The 24,535-nt window shown below is 38.0% G+C and carries 21 protein-coding genes and 1 pseudogene; 12 read left to right on the plus strand and 10 right to left on the minus strand.

What is annotated here, in order from left to right; all coding sequences use genetic code 11:
* Positions 1-6 precede the first annotated feature (6 nt).
* The gene (locus CFPU101_RS20730) at positions 7-3,129 is read left to right on the plus strand and encodes an efflux RND transporter permease subunit (protein WP_206817224.1); all 3,123 of its coding nucleotides are present in this window, start codon (positions 7-9) and stop codon (positions 3,127-3,129) included.
* A gap of 81 nt (positions 3,130-3,210) precedes the next feature.
* Here the strand turns inward: CFPU101_RS20730 and CFPU101_RS20735 are convergent, their stop codons facing one another.
* Positions 3,211-3,915: an EcsC family protein gene (locus CFPU101_RS20735; RefSeq protein WP_206817225.1), complete on the minus strand. Its 705-nt coding sequence runs from the start codon at positions 3,913-3,915 to the stop codon at positions 3,211-3,213.
* A 175-nt stretch (positions 3,916-4,090) separates the two neighbouring features.
* Here CFPU101_RS20735 and CFPU101_RS20740 point away from each other — a divergent pair, with 175 nt between their 5' ends.
* From CFPU101_RS20740 to modB, 4 genes are all read left to right on the plus strand, one after another.
* Positions 4,091-5,134, plus strand: coding sequence for a glycosyltransferase (locus CFPU101_RS20740; protein ID WP_206817226.1), 1,044 nt, complete (start codon positions 4,091-4,093; stop codon positions 5,132-5,134).
* A 5-nt stretch (positions 5,135-5,139) separates the two neighbouring features.
* Positions 5,140-6,213, plus strand: coding sequence for a tocopherol cyclase family protein (locus tag CFPU101_RS20745; protein ID WP_206817227.1), 1,074 nt, complete (start codon positions 5,140-5,142; stop codon positions 6,211-6,213).
* A 305-nt stretch (positions 6,214-6,518) separates the two neighbouring features.
* The gene (gene modA, locus CFPU101_RS20755; protein ID WP_242578141.1) at positions 6,519-7,322 is read left to right on the plus strand and encodes a molybdate ABC transporter substrate-binding protein; all 804 of its coding nucleotides are present in this window, start codon (positions 6,519-6,521) and stop codon (positions 7,320-7,322) included.
* On the plus strand, positions 7,319-9,172 hold the full coding sequence (modB, locus tag CFPU101_RS20760; RefSeq protein ID WP_206817229.1) for a molybdate ABC transporter permease subunit: 1,854 nt from the start codon (positions 7,319-7,321) through the stop codon (positions 9,170-9,172). Before modA ends, modB begins: the two co-directional genes overlap by 4 nt.
* On the opposite strand, the gene CFPU101_RS20765 is transcribed toward modB, so the two are convergent.
* Together CFPU101_RS20765 and CFPU101_RS20770 are read right to left on the minus strand one after the other, a co-directional pair.
* A complete protein-coding gene (locus CFPU101_RS20765; RefSeq protein WP_206817231.1) occupies positions 9,093-9,662 on the minus strand; it encodes a hypothetical protein in 570 nt (189 codons plus the stop codon). The genes modB and CFPU101_RS20765 overlap by 80 nt on opposite strands.
* A complete protein-coding gene (locus tag CFPU101_RS20770) occupies positions 9,662-9,859 on the minus strand; it encodes a DUF2188 domain-containing protein (RefSeq protein ID WP_206817233.1) in 198 nt (65 codons plus the stop codon). Before CFPU101_RS20770 ends, CFPU101_RS20765 begins: the two co-directional genes overlap by 1 nt.
* 169 nt (positions 9,860-10,028) lie before the next feature.
* Here CFPU101_RS20770 and CFPU101_RS20775 point away from each other — a divergent pair, with 169 nt between their 5' ends.
* Together CFPU101_RS20775 and CFPU101_RS20780 are read left to right on the plus strand one after the other, a co-directional pair.
* Complete coding sequence (locus CFPU101_RS20775; RefSeq protein WP_206817234.1) at positions 10,029-10,928, plus strand: Hpt domain-containing protein; 900 nt, start codon at positions 10,029-10,031, stop codon at positions 10,926-10,928.
* A gap of 187 nt (positions 10,929-11,115) precedes the next feature.
* Positions 11,116-11,982: a sugar kinase gene (locus tag CFPU101_RS20780; RefSeq protein WP_206817235.1), complete on the plus strand. Its 867-nt coding sequence runs from the start codon at positions 11,116-11,118 to the stop codon at positions 11,980-11,982.
* A 91-nt stretch (positions 11,983-12,073) separates the two neighbouring features.
* Here the strand turns inward: CFPU101_RS20780 and CFPU101_RS20785 are convergent, their stop codons facing one another.
* The 4 genes from CFPU101_RS20785 to CFPU101_RS20800 form a co-directional block, all read right to left on the minus strand.
* Positions 12,074-12,268: a hypothetical protein gene (locus CFPU101_RS20785; protein ID WP_206817236.1), complete on the minus strand. Its 195-nt coding sequence runs from the start codon at positions 12,266-12,268 to the stop codon at positions 12,074-12,076.
* A 269-nt stretch (positions 12,269-12,537) separates the two neighbouring features.
* A complete protein-coding gene (locus CFPU101_RS20790) occupies positions 12,538-14,664 on the minus strand; it encodes a hypothetical protein (protein ID WP_206817237.1) in 2,127 nt (708 codons plus the stop codon).
* A gap of 189 nt (positions 14,665-14,853) precedes the next feature.
* Complete coding sequence (locus tag CFPU101_RS20795) at positions 14,854-15,441, minus strand: pentapeptide repeat-containing protein (protein ID WP_206817238.1); 588 nt, start codon at positions 15,439-15,441, stop codon at positions 14,854-14,856.
* 92 nt (positions 15,442-15,533) lie between these two features.
* Positions 15,534-16,925 carry an HD domain-containing phosphohydrolase gene (locus tag CFPU101_RS20800; protein WP_206817239.1) on the minus strand — a complete coding sequence of 464 codons (1,392 nt, stop codon included), beginning with the start codon at positions 16,923-16,925 and terminating at the stop codon, positions 15,534-15,536.
* A gap of 129 nt (positions 16,926-17,054) precedes the next feature.
* On the opposite strand from CFPU101_RS20800, the gene CFPU101_RS20805 reads away from it, so the two are divergent.
* Genes CFPU101_RS20805 through pgsA form a run of 3 tightly spaced genes read left to right on the plus strand, consistent with a single transcriptional unit; the run spans position 17,055 to position 18,879 of the window.
* Positions 17,055-17,573, plus strand: coding sequence for a hypothetical protein (locus CFPU101_RS20805; RefSeq protein ID WP_206817240.1), 519 nt, complete (start codon positions 17,055-17,057; stop codon positions 17,571-17,573).
* A gap of 54 nt (positions 17,574-17,627) precedes the next feature.
* A complete protein-coding gene (gene nblR, locus CFPU101_RS20810) occupies positions 17,628-18,323 on the plus strand; it encodes a response regulator transcription factor NblR (protein WP_206817241.1) in 696 nt (231 codons plus the stop codon).
* A gap of 4 nt (positions 18,324-18,327) precedes the next feature.
* A complete protein-coding gene (pgsA, locus tag CFPU101_RS20815) occupies positions 18,328-18,879 on the plus strand; it encodes a CDP-diacylglycerol--glycerol-3-phosphate 3-phosphatidyltransferase (RefSeq protein WP_206817259.1) in 552 nt (183 codons plus the stop codon).
* Here the strand turns inward: pgsA and CFPU101_RS20820 are convergent.
* Positions 18,816-19,759, minus strand: a pseudogene (locus CFPU101_RS20820) (NAD-dependent epimerase/dehydratase family protein). The gene pgsA and the pseudogene CFPU101_RS20820 sit on opposite strands and share 64 nt — an antisense overlap.
* A gap of 159 nt (positions 19,760-19,918) precedes the next feature.
* Between CFPU101_RS20820 and CFPU101_RS20825 the strand changes: the two are divergent.
* The gene (locus tag CFPU101_RS20825; RefSeq protein WP_206817243.1) at positions 19,919-21,130 is read left to right on the plus strand and encodes a glutathione S-transferase family protein; all 1,212 of its coding nucleotides are present in this window, start codon (positions 19,919-19,921) and stop codon (positions 21,128-21,130) included.
* A gap of 211 nt (positions 21,131-21,341) precedes the next feature.
* On the opposite strand, the gene aroA is transcribed toward CFPU101_RS20825, so the two are convergent.
* Positions 21,342-22,691: a 3-phosphoshikimate 1-carboxyvinyltransferase gene (aroA, locus tag CFPU101_RS20830; protein ID WP_206817245.1), complete on the minus strand. Its 1,350-nt coding sequence runs from the start codon at positions 22,689-22,691 to the stop codon at positions 21,342-21,344.
* 212 nt (positions 22,692-22,903) lie between these two features.
* Between aroA and CFPU101_RS20835 the strand changes: the two genes are divergently transcribed.
* Complete coding sequence (locus CFPU101_RS20835) at positions 22,904-23,245, plus strand: hypothetical protein (protein ID WP_206817246.1); 342 nt, start codon at positions 22,904-22,906, stop codon at positions 23,243-23,245.
* A gap of 86 nt (positions 23,246-23,331) precedes the next feature.
* On the opposite strand, the gene CFPU101_RS20840 is transcribed toward CFPU101_RS20835, so the two are convergent.
* Positions 23,332-24,495 (minus strand): GuaB3 family IMP dehydrogenase-related protein, encoded by a 1,164-nt coding sequence (locus CFPU101_RS20840; RefSeq protein ID WP_206817247.1) that lies wholly within the window; start codon positions 24,493-24,495, stop codon positions 23,332-23,334.
* Positions 24,496-24,535: the final 40 nt, after the last annotated feature.

Below are 24,535 nucleotides of genomic sequence, written 5' to 3' on the forward strand. Positions count from 1 at the left end.
TAAATTATGTTTGTTGACTTTTTTATCAAACGCCCCGTTTTTTCCTCAGTCTGCGCCATCATCATTTTACTGGTGGGATCAATTAGTATTTTCTTGCTCCCGATTGAACGATTTCCCGATATTAGCCCCACACAAATTCAAGTCACGGCGAATTATGATGGTGCGAGTGCCGAAGTTGTGGAAAATGCCGTTACCAGTATTGTTGAACGACAAATCAACGGTGTAGAGGGTCTTAAGTATATTAGTTCTAGTAGCAGTAATAGTGGTACCAGTAGTATTACTGTTACCTTTGATTCCAGCCGTAATAAAGATTTAGCAGCAGTTGATGTTCAAAATCAAGTGGCAATTGTCGAACCCCAATTACCTGATACAGTACAGCGTAGTGGGGTACAAGTTAGTAAAGAATCGAATAACATTTTATTGGGGATTGGTTTATTCAGTAACAACAATGAATATGACAATATCTTTTTAAGTAATTACGCGGATCGGTATTTAGTAGACGCGCTAAAAAGGGTCGAAGGTGTCGGTAATGTCCGTATTTTTGGGGAGAGACGTTACGCGATGCGCTTGTGGTTAGATCCCAACCGTTTAGCCAGTCGTAATTTAACGACACAGGATGTTATTGACGCGCTTTCAGAACAGAATATACAGGTAGGGGCAGGAAAATTAGGAGCAGAACCCGCACCCGTTGGTCAAGAATATCAGTTTGACTTACGTGCAGTGAGCCAATTAACCGATCCTGGTGAATTTGAGAATTTATTGCTAAAAACCGATGAAAATGGGGCATTAGTTCGGTTTAGAGATGTAGGACGGGCGGAATTAGGAGCGCAGGATTACGGCTCATTCTTGCGATATCAGGCTAAAGATGCCGTGGGATTGGGAATTTATCAGCTTCCAGGATCAAATGCCTTAGATGTGGCTCATAAAGTCAAAGATGAGATGAAAAAGCTTAAAAATGGCTTTCCCCCTAATATTCGATATGAGGTGGCTTTTGATACGACGGAATTTGTCGAAGAATCAATGGCTGAAGTATTAAATACGCTTTTGATGGCGGTGGGTTTAGTCGTTTTAGTCATTTTAGTTTTTTTGCAGGACTGGCGTACTACTTTAATTCCTTCTTTAACCATACCTTTAGCCTTAATTGGTACCTTTGCTTTTGTTAAAGCCCTTAATTTTTCGATTAATAGCTTAACCTTGTTTGGTTTAACCCTTGCTTCGGGGATGGTAGTCGATGATGCGATTATTGTTGTAGAGCAGATTAGCCGCTACATTCAAGAACAAGGCATGAACCCGAAAGAAGCAGCAAGTCGGGCAATGAGTGAGTTGTCGAGTGCAGTTATTGCAACTTCTTTAGTATTGATGGCGGTGTTTGTACCTGTCGCTTTTTTCCCAGGCACAACAGGGGCGTTATATCGACAGTTTGCCTTAACTATTGCTTTTTCGATTCTGATTTCTACATTTCTCGCCTTAACTCTCACTCCCTCTCTGTGTGGCTTGCTCTTACGCCAAGGGCAACAACTACCCCGATGGATGGCAGTCCCGTTAGGCAAGTTCAATGATGGGTTAGAATTTACGAGAAGGAAATATCAAGGATCGCTCTTTTCTTTATCTCGTTTTAAATCAATAATTATCGGCTTATTCATTCTCTTACTGGGTTTTACAGCTTGGTTATATCTAAAAGTACCTACCGCTTTTTTACCCGAAGAAGACCAAGGCTATTTTATCACCATCATTCAAGCCCCTGAAGGCGTTTCTCTGCAATATACAAGCCGAGTGATGGAAAAAGTTGAAAAAGAATTGCTGAGTGTCCCCGAAATTAAAGGGGTTTTCGCGGTGGGTGGTTTTGCCTTTGGTGGAAATACCCCAAACCAAGGCGTTATTTTTTCCACACTTCAACCTTTTAAAGAACGCCGACAACCGCAACAAACCGCACAAGCAATTATCGGACAACTGTTTGGGAAATTTATGGGTATTCCCGAAGCCCGAATTTTTCCCATTAACCCACCTGCAATACAAGGTTTAGGTAATTTTGGCGGATTTGTCTTTCAATTACAAGATCGTCGAGCCAATGGGGATCTGAATTCTTTGGTACAATCGATGGGGCAACTGTTGGGTAAAGCGAATCAAACCCCTGGTTTACAACAGGTTTTCAGTACATTTACGGCTAATAGTCCACAGTATCTAATTGATGTCAACCGCAATAAAGCTAAAGCATTACAAGTTTCTGTGGATGAGATTTTTAATACCCTACAAACGGCGTTAGGGGCATCTTATGTTAATGACTTTACCCTACAACAAAGAACTTATCGAGTGTATGTACAAGCGGATCAAAAATATCGTTCTAAACCCGAAGATATCACTAAATTGTATGTGCGATCGGCCACAGATCAGATGATTCCGTTATCCAATTTAGTAACCATTACTTCCACAACTGGCGCACAGAACATTACTCACTTTAACTTATTCCGTGCCATAGAAATCAATGGAAGTGCAGCCCAAGGTTCTAGTTCTGGGCAAGCGATTCAGTCAATGGAACAATTAGCACAGGAAGTGTTACCGCCTGGTTTTGGTTATGAATGGTCTGGAACGACGCGAGAAGAGTTAGAATCAGCAGGATTAGCCCCGATTATTTTCAGTTTAGGCTTAGTTTTCGTCTTTTTGGTTTTAGCGGCACAGTACGAAAACTATATCGATCCATTGATTATCATGCTGGCGGTTCCTCTAGCAATTATGGGAGCATTAATAGCCCAATCTTTAAGGGGATTTCCGAATGATGTCTATTGCCAAATTGGATTAGTTATGCTAATTGGGATGGCTAGTAAAAACTCGATTTTAATCGTAGAATTTGCTAATCAGTTACGAGACGAAGGATTACCCATTGCTAAAGCCGCATTAGAAGCTTCCCAAGAACGTTTACGACCGATTTTAATGACTGCTTTATCGACTTTAATCGGGATTTTTCCCTTAGTCATTGCTACTGGTGCTGGTGCGGGAAGCCGTCAAACTTTGGGAACTGCCGTTTTTGGAGGTATGCTCATTGCTACGTTTTTGAGTTTATTTATTGTCCCAATTTTGTATATTGTAGTGAAAACATTAACCGAACGAATTCTTAAAGGTAAATTAGGATGAAATTAATTATGCAAATAATGGAAGGTAGAGACGTGAGATCTCTCGTCTCTACTAAACATAACTTAATCGATTTGACTAATCTCAACTGATAGTAATATCAGTGTTAGAGCGTTTTAACTTTTCCTCATAGTACTTAGAAGCAACATTTCCCACCAATGCTAATAAAGTGGCATCACTTGCTACACCAACGAAAGTACCAACAATAGGAATAATTTCTAAAATACTAAAACCAGCTTTAACGAAACCAGAAGTATTTGTAGACAATAACCAAATTCCTAACACTTCACCGCGTCTAGTCGGTTCATGAAGATCTAAACCATAAATAGCCGCAATACGATAGATCATTTCTGCTTGTAAGACAGTCACCGCAGCAATATCTAAGGGTAATAAAGCCAACGCTAAAGGAGGAATAAAATTAGTCACTAGCCCAACTCCACCCGCTTTCCATGTTGTTGTTTGAATGACTCGTTGTGCTAATTGATATGGACTTTCAAAAGGATGTTCTTGTTTAAGTTTGTTGACATCTCGCTCAACTTCTTCAATATTAACTTGACCTAAAATCGCCATCAACCACCTAATAACAGGTACTTTAGTCGCATATTTAACCCAAGGATGTTCAACAACAGGGCTAACAATTTGGCCGACTTTTTCTGTTCCCTTTTCCACAAAATCGTGAACTTTGGGTACAAATGAATTACTCGTAGCTTGAAAATTTTGAGAAATCATCTCAACGGTTTTAATTATATCCTCGATCGTTTGTTGATTATTTGGGTTTTGCTCTGGCATAGTTAAGTCACTTTGTCAAATTGAATTCTTAATATTTCCTATTGTAATGAAAAATTAGATTATAGTCTTAAGTCTTAGGGTTGATAGACAAGTTTAAAAAGTAATGAGTAAACTTGCTGAAAATAAAAATATTTGTCATTCTGTTTAAAAGGCCCTAAGCTATCCAGCAGTTACAATGCAGAACATATATTTTTATGCCCCCAACGAAATAGATAGAAAAGTGATTCAAGAAGATCATACACAATGGACAGGTTATCACAGTAATTTTATGGCTTGGATTGCTCAAAGCTACTTTTATCTCAAACAAGCGGGTTTACCCTGCCAAATTACTGAGCAAATACCAGATGAAGGGATTTTAATTGCCGATCGTAATACTTTAGCAGAAGATTATCCCTTTTTGGATCGAGTCATGCTAATTTGTGCAAAAAGTGATCAAGAATATCATCCATCGGCACATATTCATATTGTTTATAACTTTTTCAATTGGTACAGAGATCGAAACACAATTAGAAATCCATATTTACTCAATCATTGGCCAATTCCAGGATTAATATCAAGAAATAAAGAGCGTTTAAGTACAGTAGAAAACATCGCTTATATTGGTACCAAAAGTCAGCTTGTTCCTGAATTAAATTCAAAAACTTGGACAGATGCTTTAACCTCATTGGGCTGTAATTGGTCACCTGTTTGGGATCGCACTCAATGGAATAATTACAGTCAACTTGATGTCATCGTCGCTATTCGACGTTTTGAACCCCAAGCTTATCTCAATAAAGGCCCTCTTAAATTAATTAATGCTTGGTTAGCTGGTGTGCCAATCATTGTTAATTCAGAATCAGGAATTCTAGCACATCAAAGAAACGATTTAGATTTTATTATAGTTAATTCTCTAGAAGAAGCAATTCAAGCTGTTGAGCAACTTAAAAATCATCCTGAGCTTTATCATGAAATGATTGCTAATGGATTTGAAAGAGTCAAAGAATATACTCTACAACCTACACTAAAACAATGGTTAGATTTTTTTAAAAACATTGTTTACCCAACTTATGAAGAATGGAAAAAATTAAGCAAAACTCAGAAAAGAATTCTTTTTATCAGACGTTATTTTGACTTTCGCTATCACAGGGCTAAAGCAAGATTAACAAAACAAGATTATGAAATAGGAACCTTAAAAGAATTTTTAGAGATTCAAAAACAGTATCAATTAGCTAAATCCTGATTAAAATGAACGATCGTACAACAACTCCCCACGCTGGCTATCATTGGAATTATAAAGATCCCCGTTTTTTTGAGGGATGGTATTTTCGCGTTACTTTACCTCAAGAAAAACAATCTTTTGCTTTTATTTACTCAATTGAAGATCCTCTGGGTGGACAAGCAATTAGTGGGGGTGTAGTTCAAATATTAGGCCCCGATGAACAGTATCTTTGTCGTACCTTTCCAGATGTTACACAATTTTGGGCTTCTCCATCTAGATTAGAGTTAGGTCACTGGCGCAAAACTACCTTAAAACTGCGACCACAACTCCTACAACCCCCCATCTTTGCCAGAGATATCCAAGAAGGCTATCAGGCGACTACAACGCTACATCAAGGCTATATACGAGATCCTGCGACGGGTCAAGATTGTCGCTGGTATTATGAAGTTAAACCAATTTATGGTTGGGGAAAGCCAAATGAGACGCAAAAAGCCACTGCGGGATGGTTATCTTATTTACCCATAGCCGATCCAGGATGGCAAGTTTTAACCGCATATGGTTTAGCTTCTGGTTGGATTGAATGGAATAATCAACGTTATGATTTTGTAGATGTTCCTTTTTATGCAGAAAAAAATTGGGGTCATTCCTTTCCTGAAAAATGGTTTTGGATCAACTGTAATAGTTTCCCCACTGAATCTGATTTAACTTTAACGGCGGTTGGTACTAAAAGAAAAGTATTATGGTGGTCTGAATTAGTGGGTTTAATTGGCATTCATCATCAAGGCCAATTTTATGCTTTTGGGTCTTTAGATTCTCAATTAACTTGGCGTATACAACCTTGGGGACAATGGGAAATACAAGCTCAAAATCAATATTATTCTGTTAAACTTTTAGGCACCACTCAAGACTCAGGAACTTGGTTAAGAGTCCCCACTGAGAAAGGTTTACAATTTGGTTGCAGAGATACACTTAAAGGTCATCTGATTTTAGAATTAAAGAATAATACAGGAAAAATAATTATTGATGAAAAAAGTGATTTATCGGGTTTAGAAATTGGTGGTCACCCTTGGGATGAAGTATGGAAGAAAGAGTTTATCTAATACAATTTTTAGTCTACACCAATCATTACATCGGGTGCTTTGACAATTTTGTATGCTACTTTTCTCTCTACTAAACCTAATTTTTCTACTGAAGAATTAATAATAATCTATATAATTTCTACTTCTTGAGAAATTTCTAAAATAATTTCAGCATTAACAGCGCCTAAAGCCATTTTTTTGATGGTTCCTTTAAACGAATTACGCGCACTTATTTGCATTTTTGATTTGAGCGTGATAAGTTAAAATATTATTCAATTATATCTCATTGCTGTCAAGCATTTTAAAACAATACATTTCTTAAAAACATGAATAGTTCAATGTTTAAAAATAGATTAATTCGTGTTCTGATTTTGTTTCTAATTCCTTTTTGTTTAATTATCAGCAGTTATCTTTTAAAACCTTTTATCATTTATAGTGCGCCAGATGAATTAATTGTTTCTGCGGCTGCTAGTCTAAAAGATTCACTTGAAGAAATCAAACCAATTTATATTAAAAAACAAGCTAATCTTAATTTAACTTATAACTTTGGCTCTTCGGGATCACTACAACAACAGATCGTACAAGGTGCGCCCGTTGATGTTTTTATGTCTGCTGCTAAAAAACAGATGGACGCATTACAAGACAAAAGATTATTATCAGATGGCACTCGAAAAAATTTACTTAAAAATCAAATGGTTTTAATTGTACCGAAAAATAATACAACCATTAAAAGTTTTCAAGATTTAGCGACTGATAAAAGTAAAAAGATAGCGATGGGTGAGCCTAAAAGTGTTCCTGCTGGACAATATGCCCAAGAAGTTCTTACCTCTTTAGGATTATTAAATAAAGTAACTGATAAAGTGGTTTATGCTAAAGATGTTCGTCAAGTGCTTAGCTATGTAGCAACAGGAAATGTAGACGCAGGATTTGTCTATTTAACTGATGCCAAAACTTCAAATAAGATCAAAATTGTAGCAACTGCTTTGCCAAATACCCACTCACCGATTATCTATCCTGTTGCAGTTATTAAAGATAGTAAAAATTTGAATGAAGCTAAAAACTATGTAGAATTTTTATCGAGTGAGCGAGCTAAAACTATTTTCAAAAAATACGGCTTTACTCCAATATGAATTTAGATTTAACGCCTGTTTGGATTTCTCTAAAAACTGCTTCTATTGCTACTCTAATTACGTTTTTTTTAGGAATAATTGCTGCTCGTTGGATGATGGGGTATCGGAGAATAGGTAAGGGGTTAATTGATGGTATTTTAACCTCACCTTTAGTTTTACCTCCCACAGTTGTCGGATTTTTGTTACTACTATTATTAGGAAAAAATGGGTTACTTGGAAAGATCTTAGACCAACTGAATATAGATATTATCTTTACTTGGTATGCTACAGTGATCGCGGCTACGGTTGTCGCTTTTCCTTTGATGTATAAAACAGCATTAGGAGCATTTAAACAAATTGATCCTAATTTAATATCTTGTGCTAGAACTTTAGGAGCGTCAGAATGGCGAGTATTCTGGCATATTACTTTACCTTTAGCTAAACCTGGACTGATTTCGGGTGTTTTACTTTCTTTTGCGCGGGCATTGGGTGAATTTGGGGCGACTTTAATGCTTGCGGGTAGTATTCCAGGCAAAACTCAAACTATTCCTATTGCGATTTTTTTTGCTGCTGAAGGTGGGGCAATGGATCAAGCTTTGGTGTTGGTGTTGCTGATTTTAGGAATATCTTTGAGTGTTATGATTGCGGTTGAGTATTATTCTGATGACAGATGGACAACAAAAAAACGTAAACGCCGTAGGGGTTTAGTTTCCAAACTCTCTAATTTATCCCCTAACTCTTCTTTTATTCCCATCTCTCAATCTAATATTGAACCAGAATTAATCGTAGAGCTACACAAACATTTATCAGATTTTGACCTTAATATTAGCTTTAATGCAAATAAACAGCCATTAGGTATCTTAGGTGCTTCTGGTTCGGGTAAAAGCATGACCTTACGTTGTATTGCAGGACTAGAAAAACCCGATCGCGGACGGATTATTCTCAATGGTAGAACCTTATTTGACTCGGAACGCAAAATCAATTTACCGAGTTCTAAACGTTGTATCGGTTTCGTGTTCCAAAATTACGCTCTTTTTCCTCATCTTACGGTGGCTCAAAATATCGCCTTTGGTTTACCGAGGGGACTGTCTAAGCTTAAAATTAAACAAGAAGTCGAATCATGTCTAGAAGCAATTCAGTTAGCAGGAATTTGCGATCGTTATCCTCACGAACTTTCTGGGGGACAACAGCAGCGAGTCGCCTTAGCCCGCGCTTTAGCCAGTCGTCCTGATATTCTACTCTTAGATGAACCTTTTTCCGCTTTAGATACCTATTTACGCGATCAACTTGAAAAACTTCTACGAGTTAGCCTCACTCACTATTCTGGCGTTACTCTTTTTGTCACCCACAATTTAGAGGAAGCTTACCGAGTTTGTTCGGATTTATTAGTCATCGATCAAGGGAAAATTATTTCTAAAGGCACAAAACAAGTAATTTTCGAGCATCCAGCAACAGCAAGGGCAGCACAAGTTACGGGGTGTAAAAACTTCTCACGTGCAGTTATTATATCTTCTCGACATCTTAAAGCGACTGACTGGGAATGCACATTAGAAACAATAGAACCCCTACCAAAATACTTAGGGTTCGTAGGAATTCGTGCCCATCAATTTATTTTTCCAGACATCGACGAAACTACAACATCGCACAATATTTTTCCGTGTTGGTTAGCTGCAACCAGTGAAACACAACACCGTGTTACACTCTATCTCAAGCTTCATTCTGCCCCAAATAGTGTGCAAGATTACCAGATCCAAGCCGAAGTTTTTAAAGAAAAATGGTATAAGTTAAAGGTTATTCCTTTTCCTTGGCAAGTTCAGTTACATCCCTTGCGTCTAATGTTGTTTCTAAATTCTGATGATCAGTTGCATTAATTAAGATAATACTGGGAAAAGCCATAAAAACTAACATGATCAAATTAGCAACCCAATAGAGAAAGATCAGCCAGAATAGTGTTAACCAAGGTTGAGGATAGATCAATAAGTGCATTCCTGCCCACACCTGCATGATCCGAAAAAGCGTGTAGACGGAGCCGATAAAAACCACAATACTCGGACATAACCAACGGCTAAAAGTGGCTTCAGTTATTAATTGGATGACAACAGCCAACAAGTAGAGGAGTAGGAATTGGCGAGACAGTGCATCGTTCCAGAAGACAAATAATAGAATAATCGGAAAAATGACACCAACTACAAGGGCGACTTGTACCCATACTTTAATAAACGTCAACTGCCAACGATTAAAAGCGATCGCCGTTCTAAAAGGTATTAATTGTTTTTGAATGAGCCAGCCTATCCCTACACAAACTACGGTAACAAAGATGATGAAAAAAAGAGTAAGAACTAGCTGAGTAAATATACTCATTATTTTTGAGATTCATTTTTAATCGGTTTGCCGCGACGTTCTGCCCATTCTTCGGCTTGTGCTGTAGCGATCGCAATAGAACGCCCCTCATCATAACCCTCATTTAGTAAAGCATTAGCAATATCGATCGCTTTAGAACGTACTTCGGGCGTTAGATTTTTTAGTGAGATAGGGTAATCAGTGTAAGACCAAGGCATAACAGTAATTCCTATTGCTTCATCTTTAGTCTAAAAGGAGAACCATTGAGATGATAACCATCCTAAGACAGAAAACAATTTTCAGTGAAGCTGTTATTTTGAACAAAAAATCGGGAACTTTATTAATAGAGTTTCTGCCTTAGAAGTCGGGCAAAGGGGGTTAATGATTTTGGATAATGCAAATACTCAAAAGATTCTCGGCTTTTTTATTGAAGAATCCAAAGAACATCTCGAAACCATTGAACAGGGTATATTGAATTTATCTGCAACAGCCAATGATGCAGAACAAGTTAACGAATTATTTCGGGCAGCACATTCGATAAAAGGGGGTGCAGCAATGCTCGGATATAGTTGCATTCAAAAAACCGCCCATCGTCTTGAAGATGCTTTTAAAGTCTTACGAGAACATCGTATTACAATCGACGAAAAGCTAGAATCGTTACTACTTAAGAGTTATGACGCACTACAAGAATTCATTGAGAAACTACAAGGGCCATTTGGATTACAAGACGATGATGCAGAAGCTATTATCAGTCAAGTAGAACCTACTTTTGGCGAGTTACAGAGTCATTTAGCCAGTCTTCTAACCCCAGGTAGCGTCATTGAAAATTCACCCAAAGAAAAAGCATCAATTGACTGGGGAACTAAAGTTAGAGATCTATTAAAACAAATGCTACAACTGTTTAAACAAGAAGCCAATACCGCTAGTCGTCAGCAACTACAAAGTCTCTGTTATCAACTTTCTCAGTTAGCCCCTCATGAGACGGGATGGCAAAAACTGATTAAAATGGCACAGACAGCGATCGCTAATCCTAAACATAACTATCATACCTTAGCTCCAGTCGTGATTAAAGAATTAAAGTTAGCCAGTGATTTAATCGAACTCGGACAAAATCAAAGAATAACCCCTAGTTCAGAACTACAATACCTCGCTGCGGCTAAATTACCACAAGTCTTAGTCACTCTAGAACCTAAATCAGTTGCTAACACACTCTTACAAATGTTTAATCAACAACAAGTATCTCAAGTCATACAAATTCTACAATCTGCTAAACAATCTTACCCTTAAAATTGATGTATAGATTGATTTAATTACCTTACCTCCAACCCCTTTCCACCGCCCCCTAGCCCCCTCCTGTGAGGAGGGGGAACGCTAGAGGAATTAGTTTGTTTATCGAGGGGGAACTAAAAGGAAACTTTTTATATTGGCGAGGGGTGTACAATGCTATAAACAAAAGGTTTTTGAGGCTAAACCCATGAACGGTTTATTTGTTGGTTTAACGACTCTAGACCTAATTTATCTTACGTCCGAACTTCCCAAAACTAATCAAAAAATTGTCGCTCTTGACCAAACCATAGCAGCAGGTGGGCCTGCAACCAACGCGGCTGTTACATTTAGTTATTTGAAAAACCAAGCCACTGTAGCTGGTATTCTGGGTAAACATCCTCTGAATCAGCTTATTTTGAGTGATTTAGATACTTATTCTGTAAATTTTGCTGATTTAGAACCCCATCGGATAGAAAGCCCTGCGGTGTCTTCTATCTTTGTTTTAGAGGAGACTGGGGAACGTAGCGTCATTTCGGTAAATGCGAGACAAACACAAGCGACACCCAAACAATTACCCCATGATATTTTACAGGGGATTGATTTAGTTTTAATCGATGGTCATCAGATGGCAGTGAGTTATGCGATCGCCTCTCAAGCTAAAATAGCGGGTATTCCTGTGGTGGTTGATGGTGGAAGTTGGAAAAATGGTTTTGAAACAATTTTACCTTTAGCAGATTATGTGATTTGTTCAGCTAATTTTTTTCCTCCTCAATGTCGAACTCAAACCGATGTCTTTCAGTATTTATCAAGTCTAAGTATTCCATTTATCGCCATTACTCAAGGAAATCAGCCCATTTTGTATCAAATCGAGGAAAAATTAGAACAAATTAATATTAATCCGATTCAAGCGGTTGATACACTGGGTGCAGGTGATATTTTTCATGGAGCATTTTGTTACTATATTCTTAAACAGAATTTTGTAGAAGCTTTACTTAGCGCATCAAAAATTGCTACCAAATCTTGTCTATCTTTTGGTACAAGACAATGGATGCAGCTTAAAGAAACAGAAGATTGAAAAAAAAGATATGATTTAATTTCAATATCTTAATCTAGCAATATTTAATTCAAAACAACAAAACACTTTATTATTCGAGTATCGCGCTCAATTACTCATTTGATTCGTCTTTGAATAAATCTCCTCTTAAATCTTCTGGGGCTGTTTCAAGCATTTCGGGAGTAACTGCTGGATTCTCAATTATTTCTCTAGGGTTTTGAGGGTAAGAGTAGGTTTGAGTGTTTGCATCATTGCTTTGCTCTGCTTCGCTTGAAAACTCGCGTGTCTCTTTTTCTTGCTCACTCATAGTATCAGCCACTATATTAAAAAACTCTATTTTGAGTTTAATTGAACTAATTAAATTCAATCTCTAACAAATGTATGAATGTTCTTAAGAAAGCTATCATTCTAAAGTTATGTTTATTCTCATTTTGCTTTCATTTGTGTATTAAATAAAAAATAGAGACGCTTTGTTCATCACGTCTCTACAAAAATAATGATCAACGTTTGTCAATAAATTTGTATTGATTCGCAAATCTAGGATCACAGGGTAGAGGTAACTACCCCGCTTTTTAGTTAGGCTACTCGGCGATTTTCATTGAAACCAAACTCGATATAATGCTTTGTAGCGGCTGTTAAATCACCACCGTAAGCATTATTAACATCAGGATTAGCATTTAGATAGGCTTCTGGACTAAAAGTAATTTGTCTGTTTTCAACACGTCCACTAAACAGATAATGATTAGATCCTGCTTCTAGATTGTAACGGAAAGTTTGGATTAAATCAGGATGTGAGGCGATATAGCGATCGCTTGGGAACAAATTAGGGTTACGTCCTTCAGGTGAAAAGCCACTAGTAATATAATGTTGAGTAGCGGCTGAAAGATTAGTCCCAAAAGCACCTAATAAATCATCGTAGGAATTTAAGTAACGAGCAGGATCAAAGGCTGTTTTGGAACGATTTTCATAATATCCATTTGTAATATAATGCTGTGTTGCTGCTGCACCATTTAAACCAAAAGCACCAATTAAATCAGGATTAGAAGCAATATAACGAAGTTCATCGAAGCTATCAGGACTACGACCCTCAAAGATACCAATATTATCATAGTGTTGTTTAAAAGCTTCTGGATTATAGCTATAAGCAGCAATTAAATCACCATTAGATGCTCCGTATTGAGGAGCTAATTCTATTGGAAGAAGTTGACGTTGTGCCAGATAAAGTTCGCCTTCTTGCCTCCATAATACATTACCATCAGTCATTTTTTCTAAGGCATAATCATTAATTTGATCATCTGTTAATCGAATTGTAGTAATGCCATTGTAAAGATAAAGTTCATCATCATTTCCGTCATAGCTTTTCCAAACGACATAATTTTTATCAATTCCTAAAAAAGTATCCCTATTATTATCATTTCTAGTTAGCTGAATTGTTTCTGCTCCATTGTAAAGATACAGTTCATTATCATTTCCATCATTGCTTTCCCAGACAACATAGTTATCTGAAATACCTTTAAAATCATCACTATAATCACCATTCGTAGTTAAGCGAATCACATTAGCACCATTATAAAAATAGAGTTCATAGTCGCGCCCTGGTGCTTCGTAATCGCTCCATACTAAGTAATTATTATAAACTTTTGTAAAATTATTATCGTTATAGTCATTATTGGTTAACTGAAGTGAGCTAGTTCCATTAAAAACAAATAACTCAAGATCATTACCATCATAACTTTTATAAGCAACATGACCGTTATCTAAAAGAGCGATAAATTCATCATCATTGCGATCATTGCTCGTGATTGGAAAAGTTGTAGTACCATTAAAAATATAAATTTCTTCATCGTTCCCATCTGAACCTTCCCAAACAATAATATTACTTAAAACTGCACGATAGATTTCATTATTATTGTTATTAGTTAGTGGAAAACTACCTAAACCATTATAAAGATAAAGTTCATGATCAGTGCCATCAAAACTAGAATATATCAAGTAGTTATTAGAAATGTCTAAAAACTCATCATTAGAACTATTGTTATTAGTTAATTGAATAGTTTGATTAATAGCACCATTATAGACAAAAAGTTCATTATCATTTTCATTATCATCAGGCGCATCACTTTGCCAAACTACATAGTTTTCATCAATTGTTTCAAAACTAAAAGAATAATCAGCATCATATGTTAATCGAAAAGCTCCACCACCACTCGAAAGATATAATTCATAGTCACTTCCATCATAATCACTATAAGCTACTGTGCCACCAAAAACGCCTAAAAAACGCTCATTGTTATCATCATCCGCAGTAATGGGAATAATGTTAGCACCATTAAAAAGGTAAAGATCATAATCAGTTCCATCGTAGGCACTGTATACAATGTTATTAAATGAACTTCCTTTAAATTCATCTGAGTAAGCTGTATTATTAGTTAACTGAATAGTAGCACCGTTAAAAACAAAAAGTTCATAATCAGTTCCATCATAATAACTCCAAGCTATCTGATTGCCATTTTCTAAAAAAGTATAAAAAGTATCATCCCGATTATTATCACTTATTTGAATCGTGCTATTGCCATTGTAAAAATATATTTCTTGATCGTTTCCATCAGAACGTCTAAAAAATACTGTAACTCCCAGCGTTGCTAGAACGGTGTCAGGCACGCTATTATCCGTTAATCTAACAATGTTATAGCCTAATACCATTTTTCAATCCTCTATTATTATTAACTAAATTTTATTATAGTATATCGATTTAAGACTGTATCGATAACATTTTATTTTTAATTATTTTATAATATTCTTTTAATAGCTAAAACTGTCTAAACTCAATTTGAAGTTTAATTGAGCCTTTTTTGCATTTTGTAAAATAATTTATTAAAAATAGCTTAAGAATTAAACCATTTTTATAAATTCAATATTTGTACCTTCTAAACAACAATCAGCAAAAATTGCCCCTGTCAGTACAGCTTCTTCAATTTGAACACATAATAAATTGGCTTGAGTGAAATTTGTTCCTCTTAATACAGCACCATTTAAAATCGCTTCTTCTAAATCAGCTTGTGATAAATCGGCACCTGAAAGATTAGAACTACTAAAATCAGTTCGGTTTAAAATACTGCCAACTAAATTAACACCTCGCAAGTCTGCACCCCGAAAATCAACTGCGGTTAAATCTAAATGACTTAAGATTGCTCCTGCTAAAAATGCCCCTGCAAAACTCGCATTCAAAGCACTAACCTCTAATAAAATTGCTCCTCTTAAATCAGCATTTCTTAAATCAGCCTCGACTAAATTCGTACCTGTTAAATCAGCCCCTTTTAGATTAGCTCTTAAAATAGTATTCTGTAAGTTTGCACCTGAAAGATTAGCCCCCATTAAGTTGGCTTGCGATAGATCTAATCCTGCTAAATTTGCACCCGATAGGTTTTTAATTTCTCCTTGGATGATGGCAGTTAAATCAATTTGGGTAATGGTTTTCATGTTCATTGTTTGTTGAGAAAAATAATAAGTTGTTAAATAAAGGTTGATGTATGGGCTTGGTTGCCAAGCCCAATGAATTAAAATTTAGCATTTTATGTCTTATTTGTAATCGCTTCTTCTAGCCAAACAGTAGGTAATTGACTAGGACGATCGGGTAATTTCATTAACCCTAATTCAGTTAGACGAATCACAGTACTTAATGATTCTACCAAAGCGGGATCAAAGCGAATACCACTGTATTCTTGACATTTTTCTAATGCTTCTGTCAGACTCATGGCAGCACGATCGCCTCTGGGTTGTGTTTGTTCTTGAAAATAAGCGACTAAACCTAAAATACGGGCTTCTAGGCTAATTTCCTCGCCTTTTAAACCGTTGGGTTTTCCGCTACCATCCCAGTATTCTAGGTGTTGTAAAACAATCTTTTGGATGGGTTCTAATTCAGGCATTGTAGCTAGAAGTTGTGAGCCAAAAATTGAGCGATCGCGCCAAAATGCGGCACTTGCTTCGTCTAGTTGACTTGCCCGATGGGTAAAGACTTCGATGGGGGCTTCGGCTAAACCAATACGGTACAATAAGCCTGCTAAACGGAGACGTCTAAGTTTGAGCGTGGGTAAGTCGAGAATTTGCCCTAAAACTTCAGCTAATGCGGAAACCTGTAGGGATGCGATGGGGTTATCATGATCTCGTTCATCGATTTTTTGTGCCATCCTTAAAAAAGCCTGTAATTTATTTGCGGCTAAATTACGATTTAGTTTTAAAGCTTGCCCTTCTAACTCTACTAATTCTCTTTTTTGACGGTTTACGGTGATTAGCTGCTGTTGACTGGTTTGAAGATAAGTCACAATACGGGAAACTACCCCAGTTAGATCGATGGGTGTTGTATTGATGTTTTCGCTGATCTGTTTTTGCTTTTCTAAAAGACGATCAGCCAAACTAGGGTTATAAGGGCGCATCCGTTCGGTTAAAATATGAGCGGCGGTTTGAACTAAAGTCCGATCAAATGTCCAAAGTCCGTAAAATTTTCGTTCTGTATCGACTTGGGGATAGCCATCAGCGCGGTATTCATCGGGGGATAGTTCATGACACAATACCATTGCTGCATAATTCGGCGCGAAAATAATTAAATTCCATTCCTCAACTAAGCTATCATTTAAGTCAAGATGAACGAGGGAGACATTATCGAGTTGCCCTGTTTTATGGGTAGCAAAACCGCTATCGGCTACAGCAGCGATCGCCACTTCTGAAGCACACTGAGCAATGTCATAATAGCGATCAGCTTCTTGTAGATACCATTTTCCTTGTTGAAAAGTAACGAGTAGTAATGGTTTTTCTTCGCTGATCACGGAACAAGTTTGTAATACATGATCCTCTAACGCATGACACAGAGCAACTAGGGTATTTTTAAAATATACTCCGTAACTTGGGGGCAGTTGACCATTATCGAGAACGTTTTTGAGTTGGTTGAGAGTAGCTTCGGGTTGCATTCTGGCTATACAAATGTGCAGTACTCTCTATTTTGATGGTTTTTCTGAGATTAATCAAACTTATCTTATTGTCTCAGCTTGATTGTTTTATCTTCAAATTCGCTTAATAATACGGGTATTATATGAAAAATGACGATTATTATTTGTCCTGGAATACATGATCCCGCATTGACTCAAGAGTTGATCGCCAGCTTACAAAGACATTCCATTGAGCTAGAAAATTATCTCATTTTTCCGACAGAACGTTATCCTGCGTTTTCAGGGTTTCATCTGTGGCAGTTTCTCCAAGAACAAAATTTTCTACTAAAAAACTTGACATTTTTAGCTTTTAGTGCAGGCGTAGTAGCCGCGATCGCAGCAGCACAATTTCATCAACTTGGAGGGGGCAAGGTAGAAAAAATAATTGCTCTTGATGGTTGGGGTGTACCGTTATTCGGCAATTTCTCGATCTATCGTGGTAGCCATGACTATTTTACTCATTGGAGTTCTGCTTTAATGGGAGATGGGGAAATTAGTTTTTATGCTGATCCACCTGTAGAACATTTGACCCTATGGTGTCGTCCCCATCAAGTTCACGGGTGGATGATCAATAAGAATAGTTACTCATCTACAACATTGACTACCTTTCTCGCTACTCTATTATCCTGATTGCAACTTGACAAATTTAATTTATATATATTGATGTTTATCTATAATAAAAATATGTCTACTACAATGACTGTCTTAAATCCTTGTATTTTTTTCGTACAAACGGAAGAAGGATTTGCACAAAAGGCTAGTTTAGATCTGACTGAAGCGGGCTATCATCCGATGATTATTCCCGACTTTTCTCAAGCTTTAGCCGAGGTTGAAAAATTTCAACCATCGATGCTGGTAATTGATCGTACTTTAGCAGGTGACGCAGGTTTAACTCTGTGTCAGCAACTACGAAAAGCAGAAACGCAGATTTTTATTATTATGCTGATTTCAAAAGAGACAGTAGAGGAACGAGTAGCCTGTTTAGAGTCTGGTGCTGATGATTATTTAGTTAAACCATATCATCAAGAAGCCTTTTTACGGTTAGTTCGTTTCTATTTACAGCCAACGATGACAGTAAAAGAACAATTACGCTTTAGAGAGTTAGTATTAGATTTAACCACACGTCGTCTGTTTCTCAATGATAAAGCAATTGATTTAACGATGAAGGAATTTGAACTTTTGAAATACTTGATGTCACACCCTAGGGAAGTTTTAACCAGAGAACAGATTTTAGAAAATGTATGGGGATATGATTTTCAAGGCGAGTCTAATGTGATCGAAGTCTATATTCGTTATTTACGTCTAAAAATGGAATCAGAAGGGCATAAACGCTTGATTCATACAGTACGCGGTGTTGGCTATGTTTTAAGAGAAAGTTAACATGATGAATTTACCTAACCTAATTACTTTTTCGCGTCTTTTAGGAATTCCTTTTATTTTATATTTACTGCAAGATCTTACCCCCCAAAAACGTTGGGTCTGCGTTACTATTTTTATCATTGCAGCTAGTACAGATTGGTTAGATGGTTATTTAGCCCGTAAACTAAACCAAATTACCGATTTAGGCAAGTTTCTTGATCCATTAGTCGATAAATTACTCGTTTTGGCCCCATTACTCGCATTAATCGACTTACAACAAGTTCCCGCATGGGGAGTCTTTTTAATTTTAACTAGAGAATTAGCGATCGCAGGTTGGCGCGTTAACCCAAACCAAAAAACCATACAAGGGGCTAATCTTTGGGGAAAACTAAAAACGATTAGTCAAATCATTGCGATTTCCTTACTTATTGCCCCTATTGGTCAATCTTGGAACACTATAGCTCTCATTGCTTTTTGGTTCTCTGTAATTCTAACAATTGTTTCAGGATTGATTTATGTTTGGCCAGAAGCGGATAAAATTTCCTCATCTACAGAAAAATCGACCTCTGTATCCTGACGACCCGATGGGAGATAATCATTATTGAAAGAATCTTTTAAACCCGAAATCAGATCATATTCAGGTTTCCAGTTGAGTTCATCCACTGCTTTATGTACATCTGCAAAGAAATGTTGCGCCCGTAATGGAAACGCTTTCTTTTTGCCAAAATCAAAATCTTTCGGGTTGTAATGGACGATTTTTAGATCATCAGGTGATTTCCCTGCGGCAACGGCACAAGCTTTCGCTAAACCATCGAAGGTAACATAACGAGTATCGGAAATATTATAAATCTGTCCAACAGCCTTAGAATTTCCTAAAATAGCAGCCATTGCTCTAGCTAAATCTTGTACATGACCGAATTGGGTAAAATGTTGACCATGACTTGGAATAGGGATCGGACGATCTTTAACTAAACGGTCAAAAAACCATGCTTCTAAATCATTATAATTCTGTGGGCCATAAATATAAGTCGGACGCACCGAAGTCCAAGGAATACCCGATGCTTCTAAATAGCTTTCGGTTTCAAACTTTCCTTTATGACGACTTTTAGGATCAACAGGATCACCTTCAATATGCGGCATCTGATCCGATTTTAGATAAACCCCTGCTGAACTAACATAAATAAAATGTTGGACTTTATCTTTAAAGATTTCGACTAATGGCTGTGTGTCGCTGAGTTCTCGTCCATTGTTATCGTTACTGCATCAAAAGACTCATTTGTCAACTTTTCTTTTAATTGAGTTGGATCGCTGCGATCGCCATGTATTTGTTGTATCTCTTCTATAGGTGATGGTTTCTTTCCTCGGTTGAATAATACGACATCATGACCCTGTTCAACTAAAATTTTAGTGAGATAAACGCCGATAAAGCGAGTTCCCCCCATGATTAAAATACGCATAGCTTTTCCTTAAGATCTAATAATCTTCAGTAAACAGGTTTTTGGTTAAAGCCGTCAATCGAATAAATCGCTCTTACTGTTCGCGGTATCGTTGTATAAAGAGGCCCTCATCTTAGGCATTGAACCGATAACATTGATCTTGTTAACACACCAAACCTTATGACTACAGCACCCTTAAGCTGGACAGAATTACAAGCTCTGACAGACTTTCAAATCGATACCATCAACGGCAATACGAACGCTCAAGCTCAACTGCGCCTTTTCAATCGCCCAGAATCTGAAGTGCGGGTGACACTGTACCGTGATAACCATGCTTGGTGTCCCTACTGCCAGAAAGTCTGGCTCTGGCTAGAAGAAAAACAGATACCCTACCGTATCGAAAAAGTCACCATGTTTTGCTATGGGGAGAAAGAAAGCTGGTACAAGCGCAAAGTGCCATCGGGGATGTTGCCAGCACTGGAGTTAAATGGACGCATCATTACAGAGAGCGATGACATTTTAATCGCCTTAGAACGGGTCTTTAAACCCTTGAGTAGGTCGATGGAAGACCCTAATGTGATTCCTTTGCGGCGACTGGAACGGTTGTTATTTCGAGCTTGGTGTTCTTGGCTCTGTTACCCTCCGCGTTCAAACCGAGAAGAACAGTATAACCGAGAACAATTCACAGCAGTTGTCGCCAAGGTTGAAGAGGCTTTAGCTAGTACCTCTGGGCCATACTTTCTTTCGGAGTTTGGAATCGTCGATGTGATCTTTACACCTTATGTTGAGCGCATGAATGCCAGCCTTTTCTACTATAAAGGATACTCATTACGAGAAGAAAATCCTTACTTATCGGCATGGTTTGACGCGATGGAAAGCCGACTTACCTATCGAGGCACTCAAAGCGACTTCCACACCCATGCTCATGATTTGCCGCCTCAGATGGGAGGCTGTTGGGAAAACGGCGAACCCCAGATGCTTCTCAACAAGGCACGGGTAGATAATGGCTCTTGGTTTGGATTGCCCGATGTGACTTATCCAGAACCCGAAACCTCAAGATCTGAAGCACTTTCTCGCGTGATCAAGCACCGCGCTAACATAATTAAAGTTAATCCTGCTGATGATCGCTTGTTTGATGAAGCCTTGCGCTGTTCTTTAACTCATTTGATGACAGGAGCCGTCTGTATCCCTCCGTTGGGATCTGATTCTGCCTTACGCTATTTGCGCGATCGCATTAATGTGCCACGAGATATGTCCATTTATGCGGCTAAACGACTTAGAGAATCTTTGGAATTTACGGCTGCTTTGGTTGGCGATCGCCAAGGAATACCTATACCTGTACCGCATCGGCGAGATCAAGATCCTGCTAACTTTGCCGTCAATAAACTTTAAAAAAATGCTCGTGATCAAGATGTAGTAGGAATTTTTAAGTTAGATAAGGCTTTTTGGTCGGAGTACAACTGTTATTGATTTGAAAACTACTTTAGATTAGGACAAATTTCTGGAGATTGAGTTGGTTTATCTGACCAAATTGACCATTGTTTCGGATTTATGACTAAATGTTTTGAGTCTTTCCTTAAGCTTTTCATTCATTAATATTATTTTACTCACCACACACTTGTTGTAACGTACTGACGAAAGTTGGATAAGAAATCCCTGCGGCTTCGGCACGATGGATAATAGTAGAGTGCTTGGCGTTTAAAGCAGCGATCGCTAAACTCATAGCTATACGATGATCTGTAAAACTATCCACTTCTGTACCCGTTAAACCTGTTCCCCCTGTAATCTCTAACCCATCGGATAATTCTGTGATATTTGCACCCATTTTATTTAACGCGGATGCCATTACTGCAAGTCGATCACTTTCTTTGACTCTTAACTCTGCTGCATCTTTTATAATAGTCGTTCCTTGTGCAAAAGTCGCCGCTACTGCAATAATCGGAATCTCATCGATTAAACGCGGAATAATATCCCCTTCAATGGTACAAGCTTTAAGATGACTATGTTTCACCCGTAAATCTGTGACAGGTTCCCCAGTAACAATACGTTCATTTTCTAGGGTAATATCTGCGCCCATTGCTTGCATCACTTCTAATATTCCAGTACGAGTCGGGTTAATGCCAACATTTTCGATGAGTAAATTAGAGTCAGGTACAATAGCCGCAGCCACCATCCAAAACGTAGCAGAACTAATATCCCCAGGAACGATTACAGTTTGCCCTTTTAGGGTAGGATGTCCCATAATTGAAACACTATTCGTATCTGGATCGACATCAATTTTAGCCCCAAATGCCTGTAACATTCGCTCACTATGATCTCTCGACAATGCAGGTTCTGTAACTTTTGTCAAGCCTTCTGTCATTAATCCTGCTAAGAGAATACAAGATTTAACCTGTGCTGAAGCAATAGGAGAATAGTAATGTATCGGTTTTAAAGCTTGTCCCTGTATAGCTAGTGGTGCAAGTGTATTATTTTTTCTGCCCCAAATTTGCGCTCCCATTTCCTGTAAAGGTTTGACAACGCGAGACATGGGACGCGAACATAAAGAATGATCCCCTGTGACAGTGAAAAAACGATCCCGATGAGAAGCGAGTAACCCTAACATTAATCTGAGGGTTGTACCTGAATTGCCTGCATTTAATACTTCAGTTGGTTCCGTGAGGTTTCCTAAACCATTACCTTTTACTGTAACGCGATCGCTATTGAGTTCCGATATTTCCACACCCATCGCTTGAAAACAACTTGCAGTGCTACGAGGATCTTCACCGAGTAATAACCCGTGAATAATTGTTTCACCCTCAGAAATTGCCCCTAACATCAAAGAACGATGAGAAATAGATTTATCTCCTGGGATAGTAATTTTTCCCTGTAGCGATAAACCTGACGCAGGGGGTGTAATGACTAAATCTTGATGTTGTTCGAGGGTTTGCAGGTTAATGATGGGAGAAGACATAGAGCGTTATAGGTATTCAAACATTCGTCATTATCCCATTTTCGCGTTGTTCTAGAAATGACCATTATTTTGAAATCTGATAAAAAGCTGAAATAAAAATGAATAGCAATTCATCAAACCATTATCTAACCTTTAGGAACCACTCAGTGGCTTTTCAGGCGTGTCAGTCATCTTAGTAAGTATAGAAAATTACATCAGAAGAGGATAAGATTATGCAACGTCTAATACTTACTAGCTTATCTGTTTTATTAATTTCTACCTTACAAACACCTTCTGTTAAAGCCGAAATGACAGCATACAAACAGAAAATGAGTACTACGATTACAGAAGTATTACCGTTTAATTTGGTTTATTTGGGTTATCAGGGTTATTTTACCAATCAAGGTATACCGAGTAATGGTGCTTTTGTTGCGGGTATTCACTCAGGGCGAGTTGATGCAATGAAGTTAGTACAAGTTGCAATTGAACGGGGTAGACTGTCACCTGAAACCATTAATGATCAAGGTTATCTTAATGCGGTCGAAACTCAATTGCAGAATTTCAATGAGAATTAAAAGAAATTTTGATCAATTAGTAGGGGCTTGGAAACCAAGTCCCTAAACCATAAAATTAATAGGATTTGGATACCCACCCCTACAATTTATTTACCCATGCCTAACTGTTGGGCTTTTTGATAGACTTTGCCTTCAGTTAATAAAGATGGTGCAATGACTACCTCTATTTGCTGCATTTCCTTAATATTTTTTGCGCCCAAAGTTCCCATACTGGTTTTGAGTGCGCCGAGTAGGTTATGAGTCCCATCATCTAATTTAGCAGGCCCTGTGAGGATTTCTTTAATGGTTCCCGTTGTACCGACACTAATGCGGGTTCCTCTGGGTAAAACAGGACTAGGGGTAGCCATTCCCCAATGATAACCTCTTCCAGGAGCTTCGGATGCACGAGCGATCGGAGATCCAATCATTACCGCATCGGCACCACAGGCGATACATTTACAGATATCTCCTCCTGTAATAATGCCACCATCGGCAATGACAGGAACATATTTACCCGTTTCTCGATAATAATCTTCTCTAGCGGCGGTACAGTCAGCTACGGCAGTCGCTTGAGGTACACCAACCCCTAGCACACCACGAGATGTACAAGCGGCACCAGGGCCAATTCCGACTAAAACTGCTGCAGCACCCGCTTTCATCAGGTTTAAAGCCACTTCATAGGTAACACAATTTCCCAAAACAACGGGAATCGGCATTTCTTGGCACAATTGTACTAAATCTAGTGGGGTGATCGACTCAGGAGATAAATGCGCGGTAGAAACCACTGTTCCTTGTACAAATAAAATATCTGCTCCTGCTTCGGCGACTATCTTGCCAAATTTAGCCGCACCGACTGGAGTTAAACTAACCGCAGCAATACCACCTTTTTCTTTAACTTCTTGAATACGTTTTTGAATGAGTTCGGGTTTGATGGGTACGGCGTAAAGTTCTTGCATTAACCCAACAAATTCAGTTTTACTGACCCCTGCAATGCGATCAAGAATCGGATTAGGATCATCATAACGGGTCTGAATGCCTTCTAGGTTAATGACTCCCATTGCTCCTAATTCTGACAGAAGTACCGCCATTTTCGTATCGACAACACCATCCATCGCACTCGCAATAATGGGTATTTCTCTGTCAATACCACCAATTGTCCAACGAGTATCGGCTAAACTCGGATCAAGAGTCCGCGCTCCTGGGACTAATGCAATTTCATCTATTCCATATGCTCGACGAGCCGTTTTATTACGCCCTATTGTTATATCCACAGTTACCCGTTCCCAAAAAAAACTGTTTGTCTAGCCTATC

Source organism: Chroococcus sp. FPU101, assembly GCF_017312365.1.
In the GTDB taxonomy this organism is placed as follows: Bacteria; Cyanobacteriota; Cyanobacteriia; order Cyanobacteriales; family Microcystaceae; genus Chroococcus.